At 37.7% G+C, this 23,511-nt stretch carries 19 protein-coding genes and 1 riboswitch; of the genes, 17 read left to right on the forward strand and 2 right to left on the reverse strand.

Going from position 1 to position 23,511, the window contains the following annotated elements:
• Nucleotides 1-170: 170 nt before the first annotated feature.
• From G4417_RS06580 to ribE (G4417_RS06600), 5 genes are all read left to right on the forward strand, one after another.
• Nucleotides 171-1,661, forward strand: coding sequence for an AAA family ATPase (locus G4417_RS06580; RefSeq protein WP_008704018.1), 1,491 nt, complete (start codon nucleotides 171-173; stop codon nucleotides 1,659-1,661).
• Between the two features lie 106 nt (nucleotides 1,662-1,767).
• Nucleotides 1,768-1,882: riboswitch (FMN riboswitch) on the forward strand.
• Between the two features lie 245 nt (nucleotides 1,883-2,127).
• The gene (gene ribD, locus G4417_RS06585) at nucleotides 2,128-3,237 is read left to right on the forward strand and encodes a bifunctional diaminohydroxyphosphoribosylaminopyrimidine deaminase/5-amino-6-(5-phosphoribosylamino)uracil reductase RibD (RefSeq protein ID WP_173683072.1); all 1,110 of its coding nucleotides are present in this window, start codon (nucleotides 2,128-2,130) and stop codon (nucleotides 3,235-3,237) included.
• Nucleotides 3,218-3,865 carry a riboflavin synthase gene (gene ribE, locus G4417_RS06590; protein WP_008704016.1) on the forward strand — a complete coding sequence of 216 codons (648 nt, stop codon included), beginning with the start codon at nucleotides 3,218-3,220 and terminating at the stop codon, nucleotides 3,863-3,865. The genes ribD and ribE (G4417_RS06590) overlap by 20 nt, the downstream gene beginning before the upstream one ends.
• A gap of 165 nt (nucleotides 3,866-4,030) precedes the next feature.
• On the forward strand, nucleotides 4,031-5,230 hold the full coding sequence (locus G4417_RS06595; protein WP_173683034.1) for a bifunctional 3,4-dihydroxy-2-butanone-4-phosphate synthase/GTP cyclohydrolase II: 1,200 nt from the start codon (nucleotides 4,031-4,033) through the stop codon (nucleotides 5,228-5,230).
• Between the two features lie 130 nt (nucleotides 5,231-5,360).
• Nucleotides 5,361-5,828, forward strand: a complete 468-nt coding sequence (gene ribE, locus G4417_RS06600) for a 6,7-dimethyl-8-ribityllumazine synthase (protein WP_173683035.1) — start codon at nucleotides 5,361-5,363, stop codon at nucleotides 5,826-5,828.
• On the opposite strand, the gene G4417_RS06605 is transcribed toward ribE (G4417_RS06600), so the two are convergent.
• Nucleotides 5,825-6,910 carry an RluA family pseudouridine synthase gene (locus tag G4417_RS06605; protein WP_025579516.1) on the reverse strand — a complete coding sequence of 362 codons (1,086 nt, stop codon included), beginning with the start codon at nucleotides 6,908-6,910 and terminating at the stop codon, nucleotides 5,825-5,827. The two genes, ribE (G4417_RS06600) and G4417_RS06605, sit on opposite strands and share 4 nt — an antisense overlap.
• 231 nt (nucleotides 6,911-7,141) lie before the next feature.
• Between G4417_RS06605 and G4417_RS06610 the strand changes: the two genes are divergently transcribed.
• A complete protein-coding gene (locus G4417_RS06610) occupies nucleotides 7,142-8,062 on the forward strand; it encodes a ketopantoate reductase family protein (RefSeq protein WP_173683036.1) in 921 nt (306 codons plus the stop codon).
• Nucleotides 8,063-8,326: 264 nt separating this feature from the next.
• On the opposite strand, the gene pckA is transcribed toward G4417_RS06610, so the two are convergent.
• Nucleotides 8,327-9,931 carry a phosphoenolpyruvate carboxykinase (ATP) gene (pckA, locus tag G4417_RS06615; protein ID WP_055149436.1) on the reverse strand — a complete coding sequence of 535 codons (1,605 nt, stop codon included), beginning with the start codon at nucleotides 9,929-9,931 and terminating at the stop codon, nucleotides 8,327-8,329.
• A gap of 386 nt (nucleotides 9,932-10,317) precedes the next feature.
• On the opposite strand from pckA, the gene G4417_RS06620 reads away from it, so the two are divergent.
• From G4417_RS06620 to G4417_RS06670, 11 genes are all read left to right on the forward strand, one after another.
• On the forward strand, nucleotides 10,318-11,121 hold the full coding sequence (locus G4417_RS06620; RefSeq protein ID WP_243872083.1) for a PIN domain-containing protein: 804 nt from the start codon (nucleotides 10,318-10,320) through the stop codon (nucleotides 11,119-11,121).
• Between the two features lie 258 nt (nucleotides 11,122-11,379).
• The gene (locus G4417_RS06625) at nucleotides 11,380-11,721 is read left to right on the forward strand and encodes an arsenate reductase family protein (protein WP_173683038.1); all 342 of its coding nucleotides are present in this window, start codon (nucleotides 11,380-11,382) and stop codon (nucleotides 11,719-11,721) included.
• A 178-nt stretch (nucleotides 11,722-11,899) separates the two neighbouring features.
• A complete protein-coding gene (locus G4417_RS06630) occupies nucleotides 11,900-12,916 on the forward strand; it encodes an AAA family ATPase (protein ID WP_020994060.1) in 1,017 nt (338 codons plus the stop codon).
• Nucleotides 12,913-13,434: a hypothetical protein gene (locus tag G4417_RS06635; protein ID WP_173683039.1), complete on the forward strand. Its 522-nt coding sequence runs from the start codon at nucleotides 12,913-12,915 to the stop codon at nucleotides 13,432-13,434. The genes G4417_RS06630 and G4417_RS06635 overlap by 4 nt, the downstream gene beginning before the upstream one ends.
• A gap of 51 nt (nucleotides 13,435-13,485) precedes the next feature.
• A complete protein-coding gene (locus G4417_RS06640; RefSeq protein ID WP_022381391.1) occupies nucleotides 13,486-13,962 on the forward strand; it encodes a DUF1653 domain-containing protein in 477 nt (158 codons plus the stop codon).
• A 163-nt stretch (nucleotides 13,963-14,125) separates the two neighbouring features.
• Nucleotides 14,126-14,647: a cysteine hydrolase family protein gene (locus G4417_RS06645; protein WP_173683040.1), complete on the forward strand. Its 522-nt coding sequence runs from the start codon at nucleotides 14,126-14,128 to the stop codon at nucleotides 14,645-14,647.
• Nucleotides 14,648-14,731: 84 nt separating this feature from the next.
• Nucleotides 14,732-15,334: an HDIG domain-containing metalloprotein gene (locus tag G4417_RS06650; RefSeq protein ID WP_173683041.1), complete on the forward strand. Its 603-nt coding sequence runs from the start codon at nucleotides 14,732-14,734 to the stop codon at nucleotides 15,332-15,334.
• Nucleotides 15,335-15,588: 254 nt separating this feature from the next.
• Entirely contained in the window at nucleotides 15,589-16,176 is a 588-nt protein-coding gene (locus G4417_RS06655) for a class I SAM-dependent methyltransferase (RefSeq protein WP_173683042.1), read from the forward strand.
• Nucleotides 16,146-18,641 (forward strand): DEAD/DEAH box helicase family protein, encoded by a 2,496-nt coding sequence (locus G4417_RS06660; protein WP_173683043.1) that lies wholly within the window; start codon nucleotides 16,146-16,148, stop codon nucleotides 18,639-18,641. The genes G4417_RS06655 and G4417_RS06660 overlap by 31 nt, the downstream gene beginning before the upstream one ends.
• A gap of 126 nt (nucleotides 18,642-18,767) precedes the next feature.
• The gene (locus G4417_RS06665) at nucleotides 18,768-21,749 is read left to right on the forward strand and encodes a DEAD/DEAH box helicase (RefSeq protein ID WP_173683044.1); all 2,982 of its coding nucleotides are present in this window, start codon (nucleotides 18,768-18,770) and stop codon (nucleotides 21,747-21,749) included.
• A gap of 246 nt (nucleotides 21,750-21,995) precedes the next feature.
• On the forward strand, nucleotides 21,996-23,489 hold the full coding sequence (locus tag G4417_RS06670) for an AAA family ATPase (protein WP_173683045.1): 1,494 nt from the start codon (nucleotides 21,996-21,998) through the stop codon (nucleotides 23,487-23,489).
• Nucleotides 23,490-23,511 lie beyond the last annotated feature (22 nt).

A 23,511-nucleotide genomic window follows, 5' to 3' on the forward strand; every position in this document is an offset into this window, starting at 1 on the left:
TGCTGAACTGTCTTGATTGCATTATTTTCTGGAATTGCTATAAAATTGTGAATAATTATACAGGAAATACATTTCCATAATTGATAAAAAGGAAAGATTCTGCTAAAATAATAAGGAATTATACAAAATTTTACACTGAATAAGGATAAGATAAAAGGAGTAAACACACCATGCCAGTATTTGATTTCAGCGGTGCTTCAGACAAGAAACCAGGTGTACAGTCTGAATGTACCTACACGACTTTCCAGTCCAATGAACAGGAAACATCCCCTGAGAAACCGATCATGGTTCTTGATAACAGCAGCCGCCAGTGGAAACATCATTCCTGCGGTATTTTTACAAACCCGATCAAACGTACTTCCTTTGAGTTTAAAGAGGACGATGGAACTTTCGCAGCAGATATTCTCAGCATTGATTCAAGATTCGTAAGCCTTCTGAAATGGCTTGGAGAGAATCACATCAATGTACGTCTTTCCGGACAGAATCAGGAGAAAGGATATGCAGTTTATAAGATTCGTGAGACTGCATTCGGCGGCGGCACAAAGCTCTCCGCAGAGGACGGATTTCTTCAGTTTATGATCGAGAGACTTCTTGCAAGCAGTGCACCGGCAGAGATCGCAGAAGACGAAGATGAGGAAGAAACAGGAGATGAAATGAAGCTGACAAGTATTCAGAGCATCACTGATTTTATGACCTGCGCAGGCAGAACCCTTCCGGACAACATCCGTCTCTGGGCAAGAAGAAACCTTGCAGTTGCCCGTTCCCACGAAGTATCTCCGGAGGAAAGACGCCATGCTCAGCGAGCTCTTTCCATTATGATGAATGTACAGTGGAAGAGTAATTACTTTGAAGCAATTGATCCTCAGGAAGCCCGCAGAATCCTTGACGAAGAACTCTACGGAATGGAATCTGTAAAGCAGCGTATCATTGAGACGATCATTCAGATCAACCGTACCCATACACTTCCGGCATACGGACTTCTTCTTGTAGGCCCGGCAGGTACAGGTAAATCTCAGATTGCCTATGCGGTTGCCCGTATCCTGAAACTTCCGTGGACAACTCTGGATATGAGTTCCATCAACGATCCGGAACAGCTCACAGGAAGCTCCAGAATCTATGCAAACGCAAAGCCTGGAATCATCATGGAAGCCTTCTCAGCAGCAGGAGAATCCAACCTTGTATTCATCATCAACGAGCTTGATAAAGCAGCATCAGGCAAGGGCAACGGAAACCCGGCAGATGTACTTCTGACACTGCTTGACAACCTTGGATTTACAGATAACTACATGGAATGTATGGTGCCGACAGTGGGCGTTTATCCGATCGCTACAGCAAATGATAAATCCCAGATCAGCGCACCTCTGATGTCCCGTTTTGCAGTGATCGATATTCCGGATTACACCTCAGAAGAGAAGAAGATTATCTTCTCCAAATATGTACTTCCGAAAGTTCTGAAACGTATGAGCCTCAAAGCAGAAGAATGCGTAGTGACAGAAGACGGTCTGGAGGCTATTGTTGAGAAACACAAAAACACCAGCGGAATCCGTGACCTGGAACAGGCGGCAGAGCATATTGCAGCCAATGCCCTGTACCAGATTGAAGTAGACCACCTGACAGGTGTGACATTCAATGCAGAGATGGTAAGAGAATTACTTTCCTGAAAAACTGAAATTATATGTCTGAAAAAATCTTGACATAAATAAAAGTTAAGAGTATACTTTCAGACATCAGCAGGATAAAATTTAGAAATTGCTGATAAAAATAAAATAAGATCTTCAGGGCAGGGTGCAATTCCCTACCGGTGGTAAAGCCCACGAGCCGTAAGGTATGATTCGGTGCAATTCCGAAGCCGACAGTACAGTCTGGATGAAAGAAGATAGTAGTAGAGATACAGAAGAATTAACTGATCTGTGAAAGCGACTGCTCTGGAATAATAAATTTATTCCAGAGCTTTTTTAATATCATCAAAGCAGTTTTAATGATGAAGCAAAAAGTCAGATTCACACGAAGATAATTCAAACAGATATTAATTTACAGGCCCTGGATGTTGAAAGACACTGGGGCTTTTTTGGTATCATCAGTACCATCAGAAGAACAGGAGATGAGGGATTGAAAGATATAATGGATATGGAAAAAGACAGGCAATATATGAAAATGGCGTTAGAACTGGCACAAAAAGGAATGGGATTTACAGCACCTAACCCAATGGTAGGTGCCGTGATCGTCAAAAGCGGAAAAGTCATTGGCCAGGGATATCACAGAAAATACGGTGAACTTCATGCAGAAAGGGAAGCTCTGGCATCATGTACAGAACAGCCAGAAGGTGCCTCCATATATGTTACTCTGGAACCTTGCTGCCATTACGGGAAACAGCCTCCGTGTGTCAATGCAATCCTGGAATCGGGGATCAGACGTGTGATCATTGGTTCCTCGGACCCTAATCCCCTGGTTTCAGGAAAAGGAATCCGGATTCTGAAAGAGCATGGGATCGAAGTAACGGAAAACGTTTTAAAAGAAGAGTGCGATAAACTCAATGAAGCATTTTTCTATTACATACAGAATCAAAAACCATATGTAGTCATGAAATATGCGATAACCATGGATGGAAAAATTGCCACTTATACAGGCGCATCCAGATGGGTGACAGGCGAAGCTGCCAGAATGCATGTGCAGAAACAGAGATTGAAATATACAGGGATTATGGCTGGAGTGGGAACTGTGCTGGCAGATGATCCGATGCTTACATGCAGACTGGAAAACGGCAGAAATCCTGTGCGTATTATCTGTGACTCCCACTTGCGGACACCACTGAATTCCAGAATTGTGAAAACGGCATCAACAATTCCAACAATCTTTGCAACCAGCAGTAAAGACCAGCAGAAGATAAAGAATTATGAAGATATGGGTTGTAAAGTTCTGGATGTCCCGGAAAAAAACGGACACATAGATTTAAACAGACTAATGGAACTTCTGGGAGCTGCAAAGATAGACAGTATCTTACTGGAAGGAGGAGGCACTTTAAACTGGTCAGCACTTGAAAGCGGTATTGTTCAGAAAGTCCAGACCTATATAGCACCCAAACTTTTTGGGGGAGAAAGTGCAAAGACACCGATAGAAGGAAAAGGATTTCCTGATCCTGCCAGCGCAATATTATTAAAAAACAGCGAAATAATCAGAATAGGAGATGATTTTCTTATAGAGAGTGAGGTGAAGAGTAATGTTCACGGGAATTGTTGAAGAACTGGGAACTGTGAAAAAAATAAAAAAAGGAGCAAATTCAGCAGTATTTACGATACGGGCAGAGAAAATTCTGGATGATCTGAAAACAGGGGACAGTGTAGCTGTAAATGGAATCTGCCTCACTGTAACTGCATGTCTGGAAGATGGTTTTACAGCAGATGTGATGCATGAGACATTGAATCGTTCTGCGCTGATTCAGCTTTCTTTGGGACAGCATGTAAATCTGGAAAGGGCAATGCCTGCAAATGGAAGATTTGGAGGACACATTGTTGCCGGGCATGTGGATGGAACAGGAAAAATCACGGAAATTCGCAGAGATGATAATGCTGTCTGGTACACCATTCAGGCTTCACCACAAATTATGAAATATATTGTGACAAAAGGTTCTGTAACAGTTGATGGAATCAGTCTTACAGTGGCAAAAGTCTCAGAAACAGACTTTTCCATTTCTGCAATTCCTCATACAGTAAAGATTACAGTCCTCGGAGAACGCAAAGAAGGAGATATTGTTAATCTGGAGACAGACATAATTGGAAAATACGTGGAAAAATTAATAACGCCTGTGAAAGAACAGCCGATAAAAAGTAATATTACACGGGATTTTCTGAATAAGTATGGCTTTTGACAGAATTAACCACAAAGCGGTTATTCGATTGATGCAGAACTGTACAGTGGATGTTTTATCTGCCTGACATGAACCAGATAAGCAGCCAATACGAATGATTTTGCCCCCCTTAACAACAGAAAAATATATTGTATCAGAAAAATACATTGCATAAGGAGAGAAAAAATGAACGGATTTGATTCAGTAGAAGAAGCTCTGGAAGAACTTCGGAATGGAAAAATTATTCTGGTAACGGATGATCCGGACAGAGAGAATGAAGGAGATTTTATCTGTGCAGCAGAGTTTGCCACAACAGAAAATATTAACTTTATGGCAACTCACGGAAAAGGACTTATCTGTATGCCAATGTCTGAGGAATATGTAAGAAAACTGCAGTTCCCGCAGATGGTAGCAGAAAATTCAGATAATCACGAAACTGCTTTTACTGTTTCCGTAGACCATATCAGCACCACTACAGGAATCTCTGCGGCAGAACGTTCTGTTACTGCCATGAAATGTGTGGATGAGAATGCAAAACCCGAAGATTTCAGACGCCCCGGACATATGTTTCCACTTCTGGCGAAGAAGAACGGTGTTCTGGAAAGAAACGGACATACAGAGGCAACTGTAGACCTGTGCAGACTTGCAGGGTTAAAACAGTGCGGGCTGTGCTGTGAAATTATGAGAGAAGACGGCACTATGATGCGGACTTCTGAGTTACGGGAACTTGCCGGAAAGTGGAATCTTAAATTCATAACAATTAAAGATATTCAGAATTACCGTAAATGCCATGATATTCTGGTGGATCGCGTGACGACCACAAAAATGCCGACCAGATACGGAGAGTTTATGGCGTATGGATTTGTAAATCGCCTGAATGGGGAACATCATGTAGCACTGGTAAAAGGTGAAATCGGAGATGGAGAAAACGTCCTGTGCCGTGTGCATTCAGAGTGCCTGACAGGAGATGTTTTTGGATCACAGCGTTGTGACTGCGGACAGCAGTTTGCAGCGGCGATGGCCCAGATTGAGGAAGAAGGCAGAGGGATACTCCTTTATATGAGACAGGAAGGAAGAGGAATCGGACTGATCAATAAACTTCGTGCCTATGAACTTCAGGAACAGGGAATGGATACACTGGAAGCAAATCTGGCACTTGGATTTGCCGGAGACGAAAGAGAATACTACATTGGTGTGCAGATTCTGAGAAATCTTGGGGTAAAAGAGCTGCGGCTGCTGACAAATAACCCGGATAAAGTTTATCAGTTGGAAGAATTTGGCATCAGGATCAAACAGAGAGTTCCGATACAGATGAATGCCACAGCATATGATCTGCGCTATCTTAGAACGAAACAATTACGGATGGGACATATTCTGAAGTATTAAATAAGAGTGCAGGCTATTTTTGATACACGCTCTAGTTATTCGGTGTAGAACTGCGCAGCGAAGAGGATGATTTTTGGAAAAAACCTGTACAGGTTAAAAATATAAATTTACAGATGAAAGGACTAAAAAAATGAAAACGTTAGAAGGAAAATTAGTATCAGAAGGAATGAAAGTAGGAATTGTAGCAGCACGTTTTAATGAGTTTATTACCTCTAAACTGGTAGGCGGTGCAATGGATGGACTGATACGACACAATGTAAATGAAGAAGATATTCAGGTGGCGTGGGTACCGGGAGCTTTTGAAATTCCGCTGATCGCGTCCAAAATGGCAAAAAGTGGAAAATATGATGCTGTGATCTGTGTTGGTGCAGTGATCCGTGGAAATACCAGCCATTATGATTATGTATGCAACGAAGTTTCCAAAGGTATTGCATCAGTGTCATTGGAAACAGGAGTTCCGGTATTGTTCGGAGTACTTACAACAGAGAATATCGAGCAGGCAATTGAGCGCGCAGGTACAAAAGCAGGAAATAAAGGCTATGACTGTGCACTCAGTGCCATTGAGATGGTAAATTTAATAAAAGAACTTGAGGCTTAAATAGAGCCAGGGCCAAAAAATGAAACCAGCTCACGAAAATCGAAAGGCAATGGAGCTTCCAGTGAGATAAATTCATCTTTGAAAGGATGCTGAAAAGAAACTCTCCATGCATGAAGTGCCGCACGTTTGAATGGATGTCGCAAGCATGATACTGGAGCTATATCTGCATCCTTATTAGGTGACTGTTTTTCAGTAATATTTTTTTCATACAACGAATCCCCAAGAAGTGGATGCCCAGTCGAAGACATATGGACACGGATCTGATGGGTACGTCCGGTGTCCAGTTTAAGTGTGACAAGTGACCAATCCTGACTGGTAAAGAGAGTATGATAATGAGTAACTGCTGTTTTGATTTTTCCTGATAATACAGAGGAATGTAAGGAAAGATCAGCAGCAGTTTTCATTTTCAGATGATTCGCAGGGTCCTGTATCAGCGGCAGATTTATGGTATGCCAGACATCAGGGGCATCTACAGGCAAAGCACCGGATACAACAGCAAGATACTGCTTATGGATCTTGCATGGAGACTTTACAGATTGAAGTCTCGAAGCAGCCACCTGATTCTTGGCAAAAATCACAATCCCGGAAGTTTCCTGATCCAGCCGTCCTACTGGACGGACGCAGACAGACTCATTTTTCTCTCGAAAGTAGTCGGCAACAAGATTGGAGAGACTGTCTGCATAATGTATTCCTGTCGGATGCGTAACCATTCCCGCCGGTTTATTAACTGCCAAAATATCTGTATCTTCATATACAATATCCAGAGAAAGAGAAGCTTCGGAAACTGGAATTGAAGCTTTATCACAATGAAGGCCTGCTTGAGTTTTACTACCGATTTTGAAATTATAATTTTCAAGATGTGCAGAAGCAGTCTGCGCTTCCTCCAGACAAACACGGATCACATCACCGGGATATGCTGTCTCAGTCACACGACAGCGTATCCCGTTTTTTGTAATCCCATCCAGTCGAAACTTCGCCTGACTGATCTGTCGTTTCGTAAGTCCTGCATTCTTTTTCAGGAATGCTTCAATTTTAATTTCTGCAGTTTGTTCATCTATTCTAAATTCCAGATATCGTTCCATCTTGATGATTCCTTTGCACAATTAATCGTATGGATAATTATTGCCATATTGTTTATATCCGTTTTACTGATGTCAGAGTTGGATAAATATTAATATATTGATATTACAGGTCAAAAAATAAACTGTCAATGCAAAATTATGTCGACGTAATGCATAAATATACTGAAGAAAAATTACAATTGTGCTATGATAATATAAGAAACAAACTATGAAAGCGGGGCAGAAAAAACTATGAAATACTTAATCATCGGAGCCGGCGGAACCGGCGGCGTTACCGGATATTATATGAAAAAAGCAGGCAAGGATGTAACTCTGATCGCCCGAGGCGAACACCTGAAAACAATCCAGGAACAGGGCCTTACCTTAGAAAAAATGTGGGACAAAACCGAAGAAACGATCACCATCCCGGCTACAGACATGGAACATTACACAGACCATCCAGACGTAATTTTTGCCTGCGTAAAAGGCTATTCCCTGGATGAAACCATTCCATTTATCAAACAGATCGCAAAGAAAACAACCATTGTAATTCCGGTCTTAAACATCTACGGAACCGGCGGAAAGATGCAGAAACCGCTTCCTGAGCTCCTTGTAACAGACGGATGCATCTACGTCTCCGCAAACATCAAAGAATCAGGCAGACTACTCCAACACGGCCAGATCCTGCGTATCGTATTTGGTGTGCGTGACAAAGCAGAATCCAGACCAGAACTGAAAGAAATCCAGAAAGACTTCTGCGACAGCCACATCGACGGAATCCTCTCCGAGAATATCCGCCGCGAAACTCTGGAGAAATTCTCCTACGTTTCCCCAATCGGTGCAGCAGGGCTCTACTACCACGCCACAGCCGCAGACTTTCAGAAAGAAGGCGAAGCCAGAGAACTCTTCAAAACCATGATAAGAGAAATCACCGCACTCGCAGAAGCCATGGGAGTCCCATTCCAGAAAGACATGGTAGATGTAAATTTAAAAATTCTCTCCAACCTAGCACCGGAAGCAACCACATCCATGCAGAGAGATATCATGGCAGGAAAACAGTCCGAAATCGACGGATTAGTCTATGAAGTAGTAAGAATGGGCGAAGAATACCACGTTCCGGTACCTGCATATAAGAAAGTGGCAGAGAGTCTTAGAACTCTGGTAAAAAAATAATAGAAGAAAGTGGGATGGTGTACAAATTAATACCAGAAATAGAAAACATTACTTTTAAGAACAATAAGTTTTTGATGCAGGGGATATCAATATTATTATAAACAAATTTATTGAAATAGATAAAATGATATAAGGAACCTGAAATCAGATATGAATATAGGGAAAGCAAAAGAATTTGTTGTCTGATATTTGGAACAGTACAAAAAAGGGATGCGAATTACTCGCATCCCTTTCATATCACTTGGACAATTTAATTTCTTGGAATTATAACTGAGGACCAGCTGCAACAAGTGCTTTACCAGCAGCGTTTCCTTCGTATTTAGCAAAGTTCTTGATGAATCTTCCAGCAAGATCTTTCGCTTTTTCTTCCCATTCAGAAGCGTTAGCATATGTGTCACGAGGATCAAGGATACCTGTGTCTACGCCGTTAAGCTCTGTAGGAACTTCGAAATCGAAGAATGGGATCTTCTTAGTAGGAGCGTTAAGGATATCTCCGTTAAGGATTGCATCGATGATACCACGAGTATCTTTGATGGAGATACGTTTTCCTGTTCCGTTCCATCCTGTGTTAACCAGGTAAGCTTTTGCTCCGCTCTTTTCCATTTTCTTAACAAGTTCTTCTGCGTATTTTGTCGGATGCAGTTCAAGGAATGCCTGTCCAAAGCAAGCAGAGAATGTAGGTGTAGGCTCTGTGATTCCACGCTCTGTACCAGCAAGTTTAGCTGTGAATCCAGACAGGAAATAGTACTGAGTCTGAGCTTCTGTCAGGATAGATACTGGAGGAAGTACTCCGAAAGCGTCTGCGGACAGGAAGATTACGTTCTTAGCTGCCGGTGCAGAAGAGATCGGACGAACGATGTTTTCAATGTGGTTGATCGGATAAGATACACGAGTATTCTCTGTTACACTCTTATCTGCGAAATCAATCTTGCCTTCAGCATCAAGTGTTACGTTCTCAAGAAGAGCGTTACGTTTGATTGCATTGTAGATGTCCGGCTCAGATTCTTTGTCAAGGTTGATAACTTTAGCGTAGCATCCACCTTCAAAGTTGAATACGCCGTTGTCATCCCAGCCATGCTCGTCATCACCGATCAGGAGACGTTTCGGGTCTGTGGAAAGAGTTGTTTTACCTGTTCCGGAAAGACCGAAGAAGATAGCTGTGTTTTCGCCGTTCATATCTGTGTTTGCAGAGCAGTGCATGGAAGCCATGCCTTTAAGTGGAAGGAAGTAGTTCATCATAGAGAACATACCTTTCTTCATTTCTCCGCCGTACCATGTGTTTACGATAACCTGCTCTTTAGTTGTGATGTTGAACATTACAGCTGTTTCAGAGTTAAGGCCTAATTCTTTATAGTTTTCAACTTTAGCTTTGGAAGCGTTGTATACAACGAAATCTGGCTCGAAGTTTTCAAGTTCTTCAGCTGTTGGCTGGATGAACATATTTGTTACGAAATGTGCCTGCCAAGCAACTTCAACGATGAAACGGATAGCCATACGAGTATCTTTGTTAGCACCGCAGAATGCATCTACTACGAAAAGTCTCTTGTTGGAGAGCTCTTTTTTAGCGATTTCTTTTACTGCATTCCATGCTTCCTGAGTTGCAGGATGGTTATCGTTTTTGTATTCGTCTGTTGTCCACCATACTGTATCTTTGGAGTTCTCATCCATAACGATGTATTTATCTTTAGGAGAACGTCCTGTGTAGATACCTGTCATAACGTTAACTGCACCAAGTTCGCTGACCTGACCTTTTTCAAAGCCTTCCAGTTCCGGTTTGGTTTCTTCTTCAAATAATACTTCATAAGAAGGGTTGTAGACAATTTCTGTAGTTCCGGTAATGCCATACTTGCTTAAATCGATTTTTGCCATCTTACGTTTAACCTCTTTTCTTCGTTAATGAAAGCGCCTGTTTAAACAGGCTTAAGATACCTTACCATAAAAGCGAATGGGTATCGCTTCTCTTTTACTATTATACATATTTAACGCTTAAAATCAACAGGATTTTTGCCTTTTTTTGAAATTTGTTAAAGATTTATCAACTCAAATTTGATGAAAAAACCGTCATTTTTCACAAAAGGTATGTAAATTTATTATAGTGGCAATATGGGAATACTATTCGTGGATATGATAATATTCTGTCTGACTGGAACAGGCAGGAAAGACAACTAGGAAATACTAACCAGGAGAGTTGCCACTATGTGGTTGTGCCGAAGAAAGATGCATGTTAAAATAGGAAAGAATTATCCGGCTGAAAAATGACAGAGTATTATACAGCAGAGAAAAATAAAGAGAGGATGAAGATTATCAAAACTTATTATTTAATTGATTATGAAAATGTAGGAAGCGAAGGCTTCAAAGGATGTGGTAAATTAAGGGAAACAGATATTATCCATCTTTTTTATACAGACAACAGCAGAAAAATAGACCTTGATATTATCAATGATCACGGAGAGTCAAAACTGATCACACATAAAGTACCGACAGGAAATCAGTCAGCAGATATGCATCTGGGATCTTATCTGGGATATCTGATAGGAAAAGAGTGCACAGGTCAGGATGAAGAATGTAAAATTGTTGTGATCAGCAAGGATACAGGATTTGACCATATTATAGAGTTCTGGAGAACAGAAAAAAATGTGAAAGTCTCCAGAAACGAAAAGATTTCCGGAAAACAGGTGCATACAAGGAAACAAGTAAAAAAACAGACCGGTAAAGAAAAAGACGGACAGATGACCGAACAATCCGGTCAGAAACCAGAAAAACAGTTGGATGAACAACCAGAAAAACAGTCTGCCAAACAATCAGAGAAGCAGAATACAAAAAAGCCAAAACAAAAAATAATTGACATGAAAGCCGGAACAAAGAAATTACAGCAGGAATTAGTATTGGTTCTCGACAAGGCAGGCATGCCAAAGGAAGTAGTAAACTATGTTTCTACAACTGTGGAGAAAAATGCAGAAGACAAAAACAGAAAGCAGCAGATTTACAGATCTATCATTTCCAAATACGGACAGACAAAAGGACTGAATATCTATAACCATATTAAAAAGAAAATCTAATGGAACAAAAAATAACGGAATAAAAGAAGGAGGCCGGGAACCTTATTGATTCCCGGCAAAAGTATGAAAAAGAAAAAGTTTTATTTGCAATTACTCTTTGCTCTGTACAAGTAATAATATAACCAGGAAATGTGAGAAATATGTGGTGAGAATTTGAAAAAACTGTGAAATGGATGGAAATTTAAAGTGAACAGGCAGGAAAAGAGAAAATATAGCAGGAACAATAATTCTTAAAAAAATGGGAGAAAGCATTAGACTATGAATATACAGATTTTTGGTACAAAGAAAAACTTTGACAGCAAGAAAGCAGAACGCTATTTCAAAGAACGGGGAATTAAATATCAGTTTATAGATATGAAAGAAAAAGGATTAAGTAAAGGAGAATTCCAGTCTGTCTGCCAGCCAATTGGCGGTTATGATAAACTGATAGATACTGACTGCAAGGATAAAGACCTGCTGGCATTGATCACTTATATCGCAGAGGAAGACAAGGCAGAGAAAATTCTCGAAAACCAGAGCATCATCAAAGTCCCTGTGGTAAGAAACGGAAAACAGGCGACAGTAGGATATCAGCCGGAGATCTGGAAGAGCTGGAAGTGATAGTTATAGCCTTTTACAAGCTTTCAGATTTTACAATATTATATTGAAGAAAATAGCTGTTTGACATATTTATATGTGTTATAATATAAAATTATTATAGAAGTTACTTTATATTATATTGTCGTGCAACAGATATAATGAACTGATTTATAAAAATGGAAATATTGAGGTGATGGAAATGCCATTAACAAAGATTGCAGCAGAGAATTTTACAGTATTTGAAGATATAAAGATTCCTTTTTGTGAAGGATTAAATGTATTAGTTGGTGAAAATGGTGTGGGAAAGACTCATATTATGAAATTAGCCTATGCAGCATGTCAGGCTTCTAAACATGATGTGTCTTTTTCGCAGAAAACAACAATGTTATTTCGTCCTGATCAGTCTGGAATTGGACGTCTGGTAAACAGAGGAAAGAGTGGAAGCAATAAAGCCATGGTTTCTGTGGAATCTGATACTGCCAAAATAGGAATGACATTTTCAACCAAGACACGAAAATGGGATGCAGAGATTAATTCAGAAGAAAAATGGGAAAAGCAGATGTCTGATCTCACAAGCGTATTTATTCCGGCAAAAGAGATTTTATCAAATGCCTGGAATCTGGATGCTGCAGTAAAAATGGGAAATGTGGAATTTGATGATACGTATCTGGATATTATTGCGGCTGCCAAAATTGATATTTCCAGAGGAGTGGATTCAACTGTAAGGAAAAAATATCTGGATATTTTACAGAAAATCAGTAATGGGAAAGTAACATTGCATGAGGATCGTTTTTATTTAAAACCTGGTACACAGGCAAAGTTAGAATTTAATTTGGTAGCAGAAGGATTACGTAAAATTGCTCTTTTATGGCAGTTGATAAAAAACGGGACACTGGAGAAGGGATCCGTTTTGTTTTGGGACGAGCCAGAAGCAAATATCAATCCGAAATATATTCCGGTGCTGGCTGAATTATTGATCATGCTGGAGACAGAAGGTGTACAGATTTTTGTTTCTACACATGACTATTTTTTATCTAAATATATTGAAGTAAAGCGGAGACAGGACAGTAAACTGCAGTACATTTCCTTATATAAAAATGAAAACAACAAAGTATTATGTGAGATAGCACCGGAATTTGAATTGTTGGAACATAATGCAATTATGGATACATTCCGTCAGTTGTATCGAGAAGAAATCGGGGTGGCATTAAAGTGAGCGTTATACCAGAATCAGGAATGAATTTTGGAAAATATGATGAAAAAGATTTATTTCATATTGAGACATCTGAAATTTATAAAAAACTTGGAGATGGAATCCCAACAGTGGAGTTTATCCTGAAATATAATGGAAATAATATAGTGTTTCTGGAAGCAAAGAAAAGTTGTCCAAATGTGGCGAATAGATATGAATCGAAGGAAAAAGAACTGAAATTCGAAGAATATTATGGTTCAATAACTGAGAAGTTTATATCATCTTTGCAGATATATCTGGCGGCAATTATGAACAGATATCAGGATACGTCAGAGATAGGAGACAATCTTCAATCGGTAAGCAATATGAAAGATGTAAAATTAAAATTTATTCTGGTTGTAAAAAACGCAGAAGATATTACGTGGCTAGCCGGGCCATTGGCAGAATTAAGAGCCAGATTGCTTAAGGTCAGAAAAATATGGGGTGTTGAGGTGGTTGTTTTAAATGAAGAACTTGCTGGAGAATATAATCTAACGTGTTAGAGTGTTTTTCTGGTTGCATGAAATAAGAACTATATGCTAGGAGATGATAAAATGGCAAAGATCAGAATCATAAAGAAAAATAATGACTGTAGCATGGAATACGAAGTAGGCGATATTTGTGAGGTCACAGGTACCTGGTATGGTGGTGTCCACATCAATGGTCGCTCCGGAATCCCGGTTTCCCTTGATAAAGAAGAATATATGGAACTCAACACAGAACCGGAAGAACCTGACAGTGCGGAAAATGAAAACACTTTGGAAACACCGGAACACGATATTCATGCAGGCGACATTGTACAGCATTTCAAAAGAGAATGGGTATCCCCGGATACTTCCGAATATCTCTATAAAGTCCTTGCAGTAGCCCATCACACAGAAAATGGTGAAAAACTGATGATTTACCAGGCGCTCTACGCACCTTTCAAAATCTGCGCCAGACCCTATGATATGTTTATGAGTGAAGTAGACAGAGACAAATATCCGGATATTAAACAAAAGTATAGATTTGAGAAATATACTACAAAATAGATGATTGATATTTTATGGAATTGCTATAGTAAAACAGGCACTTTTGCCTGTACAAAAACACTTTGTCGTTGTATAGTAATAACAAATAATAACAGCATACGTTTCCAGAGATTTTATAGCACTGTCTGAAAAAATGTGCAGAAAGAACGAAAGGGAAGGAAATATGCAGAAAGTATTAGTAGTTGTAGACATGCAGAATGACTTCATCGACGGAGCTCTTGGAACAAAAGAGGCAGTTGCCATTGTACCTGGTGTAAAAGAGAAAATCGAAAATTTTGATGGAGTTGTTCTTTTTACCAGAGACACCCATGAGACTTACTATCTTGACACCCAGGAAGGAAAGAAGCTTCCTGTACCGCACTGTATCCGTGACACCGAAGGATGGCAGATCCGAAGCGAATTAGATGCACTCAGAAAAACAGAACCCATTGATAAAGAAACCTTTGGTTCCACAGATCTTGCAGGAGACCTGGTGGCAATGAATGAGGATGATGAAATCGAAAGTATCACATTCGTAGGTTTATGCACAGACATCTGTGTTATTTCCAATGCACTTCTGGCAAAAGCATCTCTCCCGGAAGTTCCGATTATCGTAGACGCTAAATACTGCGCAGGCGTAACACCGGAAAGCCATGAGAATGCACTGAAAGCAATGGAAGTATGCCAGATTCAGATTGACAGATAAACTGCAGAGCAGTTATTCAGTTATAAACAAGCAGTAAAGCAGATGATTTTATCCACCTGACAATTCAGATATGAGGAGTGACAAATGAAGACAATTACACGAGACGAGGCATTTACATTATTAAAGAAATACAACAAGGATTCATTCCACATTCAGCATGCCCTGACTGTAGAAGCAGTAATGAAATGGTACGCCAATGAGCTTGGTTATGGCGAAGATGCAGAATACTGGGGAATTGTAGGACTCCTCCATGACATTGACTTTGAGTTATATCCGGAAGAACACTGTCTGAAGGCTCCGGAAATGCTCCGCGAAGCAGGCGTAGGTGAAGACGTAATCCATTCAGTTGTATCCCACGGCTACGGTATCACAGTAGGATGTGGTGCAACCATTGACGTAGCACCGGAACACGAAATGGAAAAAGTACTCTTTGCGGCGGACGAACTTACAGGACTTATCTGGGCAGCAGCACTTATGAGACCATCCAAAAGCACAAAAGACATGGAACTCAAATCCCTCAAGAAGAAATACAAAAGCAAAGGCTTCGCAGCAGGATGCTCCAGAGAAGTCATCGAGCGAGGCGCCGAACAACTCGGCTGGGAACTGCAGAAGCTGCTCACTATGACACTGCAGGCAATGGCAGACTGCGAGGATGAGATTAAGGCGGAGATGGACGCGGAAGCGTAAATATTAAAACTGAATAATAAAGTAACAAAAATTGCTTAGAAAGAAAGGGACATATCAGAGGTAGAAGGTATGTCTCTTTTTGTATTACAGTGAATTGAATATAATAGGTAATGTCGAATGAAAATTGTTGCCGTTTATGTCGAAAAATTGTATAATATGACGTAAAGTAGTTAGCTTTATCAGATGACTTAGGCAGTAAAGAATATAAAAGAGAAATAATGTCTGAAGAGACATTTGGAAATTGGATAAAAATAATGAATAAGACTTTAAATTACTATAACGAAAATGCACAGTCCTTTGCGTCTGGAACTGTTTCCGTAGAGTTTACAGAAATGCAGGACAAATTTTTGCAAAAGCTTAATCCGGGAGCATATATACTCGATTTTGGTTGCGGCGCAGGAAGGGACACGAAATATTTTTTGGACCAAGGCTATCTGGTAGAGGCAATAGACGGTTCCGAACAGTTATGCCAGATTGCGAGTAAACATACTGGAATCAAAGTTAGACAGATGCTGTTTCAGGAACTGAAAGTGAATGAGAAATACGACGGCATATGGGCTTGTGCTTCCATTCTTCATTTACCGAAAAAAGAACTAAAAGAGGTTTTCAAGAAAATGCTCACAGCGTTGAAACCTGGTGGACGGATTTATACTTCTTTCAAATATGGAGAGTATGAGGGAGAGCGAAACGGACGATACTTTACAGATTTTACAATAGACACATTTGCGGATTTTGTACAGGAGATACACAATCTGCAAATAGAAGAACACTGGATCACAGGAGATGTCCGACCGGGAAGAGGTGAGAAAAAATGGCTGAACTTAATTATGCAGAAAAAATGAACATCGGATATGAAAATGAATATTCCACAGATGCCATGACCGGCGGACCTGATAAAAGAAGACAATTATATTATCAGTTAATCCAGAGTATGAAGAAAGCAGAAAGCGTTGATATCATTGTTTCATTCCTTATGGAATCAGGAGTAAAAATGCTTCTTCAGGAACTGGAAAACACCCTGAAACGCGGAGCCAAAATCCGAATCCTGACAGGAAATTATCTCGGAATAACCCAGCCGTCTGCACTATATCTGATTAAAAGAAAACTCGGTGACAGAGTTGATCTTAGATTTTACTGCGAAAAAGGCCGTTCTTTTCATCCAAAGTCTTACATATTCCATTATGCAGACCATAGTGAACTTTACATTGGATCGTCCAATATTTCAAGAAGTGCACTGACTTCAGGAATAGAATGGAACTACCGTTTTAGCAGCAAAAAAGATCCAGAAAACTATGCTGAATTTTTTTATACATTTGAAGACTTGTTTGAAAACCATTCCATCATAATCGATGATAAAGAATTAAAGAGATATTCCCAGAACTGGCATCGTCCTGCAGTTGCAAAAGATCTTGACAAATATGACTTTGAACAGGATACAGAAGATACTAAAATTAAAACAATGTATGAACCAAGAGGGGCACAGATTGAAGCACTCTGTGCATTGGAAGATACAAGAGCAGAAGGAGCAAAGAAAGCGCTCATCCATGCTGCAACGGGTATCGGAAAAACTTATCTGGCGGCATTTGATTCCAAATCATATGAAAAGGTTTTGTTTGTTGCACACAGAGAAGAAATCCTGAAACAGGCAGCAGATTCTTTTAGAAATGTAAGAAATTCTGAGGCTTATGGATTCTTTACAGGAGATGAGAAATGCACAGATAAATCCGTTATCTTTGCTTCTGTAGCAACTCTCGGAAAATCAGAATACCTGAATGAAAAATATTTTGCACCGGATTATTTCGACTACGTAGTGATTGATGAATTTCATCATGCAGTCAATAATCAGTATAGAAAAATCGTAGAATACTTTAAACCCCAATTTCTTCTCGGACTGACAGCAACACCTGAAAGAATGGATGGCAAAAATATATATGAAATCTGCGATTATAATGTGCCCTATGAGATTTCATTAAAAGATGGCATCAATAAAGGAATGCTGGTTCCATTTCACTATTATGGAATCTACGACGAGACAGACTATACCAAACTGCATATAGTCAGAGGAAAATATGTGGAAGAAGAACTGAACAAAACATACATAGGAAACGCTTACAGACATGATCTGATTTACAAATATTACTGTAAATATGGTTCAAAACAGGCATTAGGCTTCTGCTGTTCCAGAAAACATGCAGAAGAAATGGCAAAGGAATTCAGCAGAAGAGGAATCCCATCAGCAGCAGTTTACAGTAATGCAAATGGAGAATTCTCCATGGACAGAACAGAAGCAATTGAGAAATTGGAAAGTGGAAAAATCAAAGTCGTCTTTTCGGTGGATATGTTCAACGAAGGCGTAGATATTCCCTCTGTAGATATGGTAATGTTTCTCCGTCCGACGGAATCTCCAATAGTATTCCTGCAGCAACTTGGAAGAGGATTGCGGAGAAGTAAAGGAAAAGAATATCTCAATGTCCTGGACTTCATCGGCAATTACGAAAAGGCAGGAAGAGTCAGATACTTACTGACAGGAAAAAGTAAAGCAGAGAAACAAACCTATTCTCCAGCAGATAAAACAGATTATCCGGATGATTGTTTTGTTGATTTTGATATGAAATTAATTGATTTGTTTGCAGAAATGGACAAGAAACAACAATCACTTAAAGATCAGATAAAAAAAGAATATTTCAGAGTAAAAGAATTACTCGGCAGACAGCCATCCAGAATGGACTTATTTACATATATGGATGATGACGTTTATCAGAAGGCAATTGCACGTTCAAGTGAGAATCCATTTAACAAGTATCTGGAATATCTGAATGAATTAAATGAACTTACAGATGAACAAAAAACTTTCTTCCAGGGAATAGGAAAAGAATTTATAAAACTGCTGGAAAACACCAATATGACCAAGGTATACAAAATGCCAGTACTGATGGCTTTCTATAATCATGGTGATGTAAGAATGGAAGTGACAGAAACAGAACTTTTGGCAAGTTGGAAAGAATTCTTCTCTACAGGAACGAACTGGAAAGATCTGGATACAGGGATTACATATGAGAGATATTGCAAAATTTCGGATAAAGATCATATTAAAAGGATTATTAAGATGCCAGTGAACTTCTTAGTGAAATCAGGAAAAGGATTTTTTGTGAAAAAGGAAGATTCAGCGCTGACATTAAGGAATGAAATGAAAGAAATCATAAAGAATCCAGTATTAGCAGAGCAGATGAAAGATGTAATTGAATATAGGGCAATGGATTATTATCAGAGACGATATAAAGAACAAATGACAGGTCTTTTACAGTGATGGAGAGATGCGTATGGAAACAGAAGATTATGTATATAAAAAGAGACAAATTGGTTTACATTAGTGAAAAAATTTACATTGCTATTAGATGATGATGGGATTGTTTGATGTAAAGGAGATGTGAATATGTTTGCGAGTAAAAAAATAGGAAAAAATATTTTGAACTATTTTGAGGACGTTAATAAGAAAACATATACATGTGAACAAATTGTAGATTCCTGGGATAATGTAGTTGATTATACGATGGAAGATTTGACGAAAGGACGAAAGGGACTTAGAAAAGCACAATTAGGCGCAATATTTGCAATACGAGCACATTGGATTATAAGTGATGAGGTTTCAACCATAGTTATGCCTACTGGTACGGGAAAAACCGAGACAATGATAACTACAATTGTTGCTGAACAAATTAAAAAAACTTTCATTTTGGTTCCTTCTGATTTGCTTAGAAAACAAACAGTATCGTCTTGTTGTAAATTAGGAATTTTAAAAGAAATAGGTGTAATCAATCAATGTGCCAAATTTCCCAATGTGCTACTTTTGAAATCATTACCACAAAGTACAAAAGAATTGGAGAAAGCTTTATATGCAGCTAATATAATAGTTTCGACTGCTTCTCTTGTGAGCAGATTTAGAGATGAATATATGAGTTTGCTAAGTGATATATGTGATGTGATGGTTGTAGATGAGGCTCATCATATTGAAGCAACAAGATGGAATCAAATTAAATCATATTTTAGAAAAAAGAGAATTCTTCAGTTTACGGCAACACCATTTAGAAATGATGGAAGGAAAATGGATGGTAATATTATCTATAATTTTCCGTTGTCTAAAGCTCAAAAACAAGGATATTTTCAAAAGATAGATTTTAAACCTATTATAGAATATGATGATGAACTAGGTGATGTTTCGATAGCGTTTGCAGCAGTAAATCAATTAAAAGATGATTTATTGAAAGGATATGAGCATATAGTTCTTGTAAGAGCGAAAACCGTTGAGAGGGCCAAACAACTCTATGAGCAAATATATTTAAAAGAATTTCAGGAATACAATCCTGTTTTGATTGTGGGAAATATGTCTAAAAGAGATAAAGATAAGAATATATCTTTGCTGAAAAATGGAGAATCTAAAATTGTGGTATGTGTAGATATGTTTGGAGAAGGAATAGATATTCCAAATTTGAAAATAGCTGCTATTCATGATAAATATAAATCTTTGCCAATTACATTGCAATTTATAGGACGTTTTGCACGTAGTAAAAAGGGATTAGGTAATGCAACTGTAATTACAAATTTGGCAAACGAGGATATCCAAAATGCTTTGGCAGATCTTTATGCGCAAGATTCTGATTGGAATTATTTACTTAGTAAATTGTCGGATTCAAGTATTGGTAAGGAAATATCACTACAGAAATTAGCAAATGGATTCAAGGGAAATGGCATAGAGTCGATAAACATAAAACAGTTGCGACCAGCCCTTAGTATGGTTGCATTTAAAACGGACGATGAGGATTGGAATTGGAAACATTGGAATACGCTTTTCAATGAGGATTTGTGTAAATATTATATCAATGAAGAAGAAAAAATTTTTATTGTTGTAGAGCCAGAAGAAAGTCATATAGAGTGGGCAAATTATCAAGAAATTAATAATTTGAATTGGAATTTGCATATTGCTTATTGGAATAAAAGAAAAAAGGTTCTTTTTATAAACTCTACAAATAAATCAATTTTTAATAAATTTGCAGAAACCTTATTTAGTAATGTGCAAAGAATTAGTGGAGAAGAGATTTTTAAATGTTTATATGGAATTAATAGATTGATGTTAGCGAATGTGGGATTAAATTCTGCGATAGATGGACCGATTCGTTATAAAATGTTTACCGGAATAGATATCGCTGAGGCTATTTCTGAATCACAAAAGGGAAATTGTTATAAATCAAATTTATTTGGAAGAGGATATAATGGAGCAGGAAAAACCAGTATAGGATGTTCTTATAAGGGAACAGTATGGGGAAGATTAGTTGAACCAATAGATATATGGAAAGATTGGTGCAACATGAATTTTGATAAAATATGCAATACAAATATTAATATAACAGATATTTTAAAAGGAGTATTAACTCCTGAGATAATCAAAAAGCGACCGCAAATACATCCATATAGAATAGATTGGCCAAATGAACTTGATATTTGCTGTGAGAAAGGAATATATGTGGAGACAGCATATAAAGTTGCTTCTATATTTGATTTGGAAATAGGTCTAATAAATGTAAAAGAATTTGAAAATATAAAGTTCTATGTCAAGGGTGAGGGTTTCAAGACGGAGTATGAATTGATTATTGATGAAAATGGATGGACAATATCTAAGAATAAAGGTGAAGAAGTAAATTTTTGTATAAAAACAAAAAAAGTAGGTTTAACTGATTTTTTTAGAGAAAATCCACCAGAAATTAAGTTTGTGGATCAATCGTCTTTACAGGGAAATATATATATTACAATAAAAAATAACAAAAACTTTAAGTTTTTAGATGAACAGATTATTCAATGGAAATGGGATGATATAGATATTCATAAAGAATCGCAGGGTATTACAAAAGATATAAAATCAATACAGTATTTTACAATACAACAATTATTAAAATACGATTACGATGTTGTATTTGATGATGATGCTTCAGGTGAAATAGCTGATATTGTGGCAATTAAAGAAATGAAAGATGAAATTCATTTCGAATTTTATCATTGCAAATATGCGCATGGAGAAAAACCAGGTGGTAGAGTATCTGATTTATATGAAGTATGTGGACAGGCAGAAAAATCTGTTTTGTGGAAATGCGACATGACTAATGTACTTGATAGAATGAAATATCGTGAAAGTAAACGATTAAAGGAAAAAGGAGTTAGTAGATTCGAGAAAGGAGACTTGAAAAAAATAGCATATTTGAGAAATAAACTTAAATTTGTAAAATCTACTTTAGATATCTATATTGTTCAACCAGGAGTTTCTAAAAATCAAATTACGGATGACATGCATCAGATATTGTGTAGTGCGCAAGCGTATTTACTAGATACATATGGAATTGCATTAAAGTTAATATGTAGTGATTAGATTAAAACAATCACATAAATTTCAAGTAAGATGGAAAAGTTTTCGATTGTTTTTAGTAGGGGAGTACCTTGGAAATTCAGATAAAATTTCGGGTTTGTTTGCACAATATACGTCTGAACAAAGTCAAAACAACTACCATTAAAAACTTACTATCGAAAACAACAACTTAAAGCTAAGATAGTATGATTGATTTACCATATTATATGAATTGTAACTGATAAAATATTGGATTAATGAGGAGAAAAGATGGGAATTAGTGTAAAAATACATAATGTAAAAAATATTGATGATTTTGAATTTGAAATACCTACCCAAAAGGGACTATATGCGTTGACGGGGGAGAACGGTTCAGGAAAAAGTACTGTTATTTCGTGTGCTGCAGCAGCCTTTTATGTACCATCATTTTATGATTATTTTGGAAATCCTAGAGAAGGGGCTTTTATTGAATTTAAATTTGATGGAAAGAGTAGAAGCGTAAGGGAAAAGGATGGACGCTGGCAATCTCCGGCTAAAACAGAATTTCTTGGAATTACCGGATTTTACGAAGGAAGTATTGTGTTTGGAAACAGGTTTAAAGATATTGATTATTCCTTGTTAGGAAAATTAGCTTCTGTTGAAAAATCAGATTTAGAGGCAGCTTCAGATTTTGTGAAAAAAAGTTTGGGAAATATTCTTCATGATGATGAGACATATTATAAAGAATTATATGTGCTAAAATATGGAATCGCTAAAAAGATGAATTTAAGAAGAACACCTTATTATTATGAAAATAAAGGGGCCTTAATAAGTCAGTTAAATATGTCTACTGGTGAGAATTTATTATTAACTATACTTAGTTCTATTGAAACACGCTTGAAAAAAGATGTTTATGGAAAAACACCAGCGTTTATGTTCCTTGATGAAATAGAGTTAGCTTTGCATTCATCCGCATTAAGAAGATTGGTATTTTTTCTGAGGGATATTGCAGAAAAAAACAATACAGTAGTATTATTTTCAACACATTCAATAGAATTGATAAGAAGTATTACACCAGAACATATATTTTATCTTCAACGACATGTTAACGGGAGTATAGAATCTATTAATCCTTGTTATCCGGTATATGCAACAAGAAATCTTGAGTCTTCAAATTATGGACATGATTATATAATTATGGTCGAAGATGATTTGGCACGAATTATGGTTGAAAGAATATTAAGAGAAAAAAGATTGCTTTCTAATAAACGTGTGTTAGTAATTGCAGTGGGGGGATGGACTCAAGTATTGCGTTTCGCATATGATACGATAAGATCTAATTTAGCCTTAAGTACTACTAAAATACTAATAATATTGGATAGAGATATAAAAGACAGTGTCCCTGGATTTTTAAGAAATGAACATATAGGATTTTCTATTGAACCTAATTATTTGCCAATTAAAAGCTTAGAAAAATATTTAATGGATAAATTAACTAAGAATATTGATACAGTTTTGTTTAGAGAATTAAATGATTATTTATTTCAGGGAAAATCTTTAGATGCGATTATTAAAGATTATTTTGTCAAAGAAAAAACAAACCAATATAAGGATTCTGAAAAAATAAATAATGGGAAAATGTTGTATGAGACATTGAATCATGAATTACGACAGATTAGAAAAACAGAATCTGATTTAGTCGCTATTATTGTAGATTATTTATTCAGATCAGAAAGTCTGGAAGTAAATGAGTTAACCGCTTTTTTGGAAGATAAATTAAAATGATATTAAGAGTATGTCTATCAAA

It is taken from the genome of Blautia wexlerae (assembly GCF_013300825.1).
Taxonomy (GTDB): Bacteria; Bacillota; Clostridia; order Lachnospirales; family Lachnospiraceae; genus Blautia_A; species Blautia_A wexlerae_B.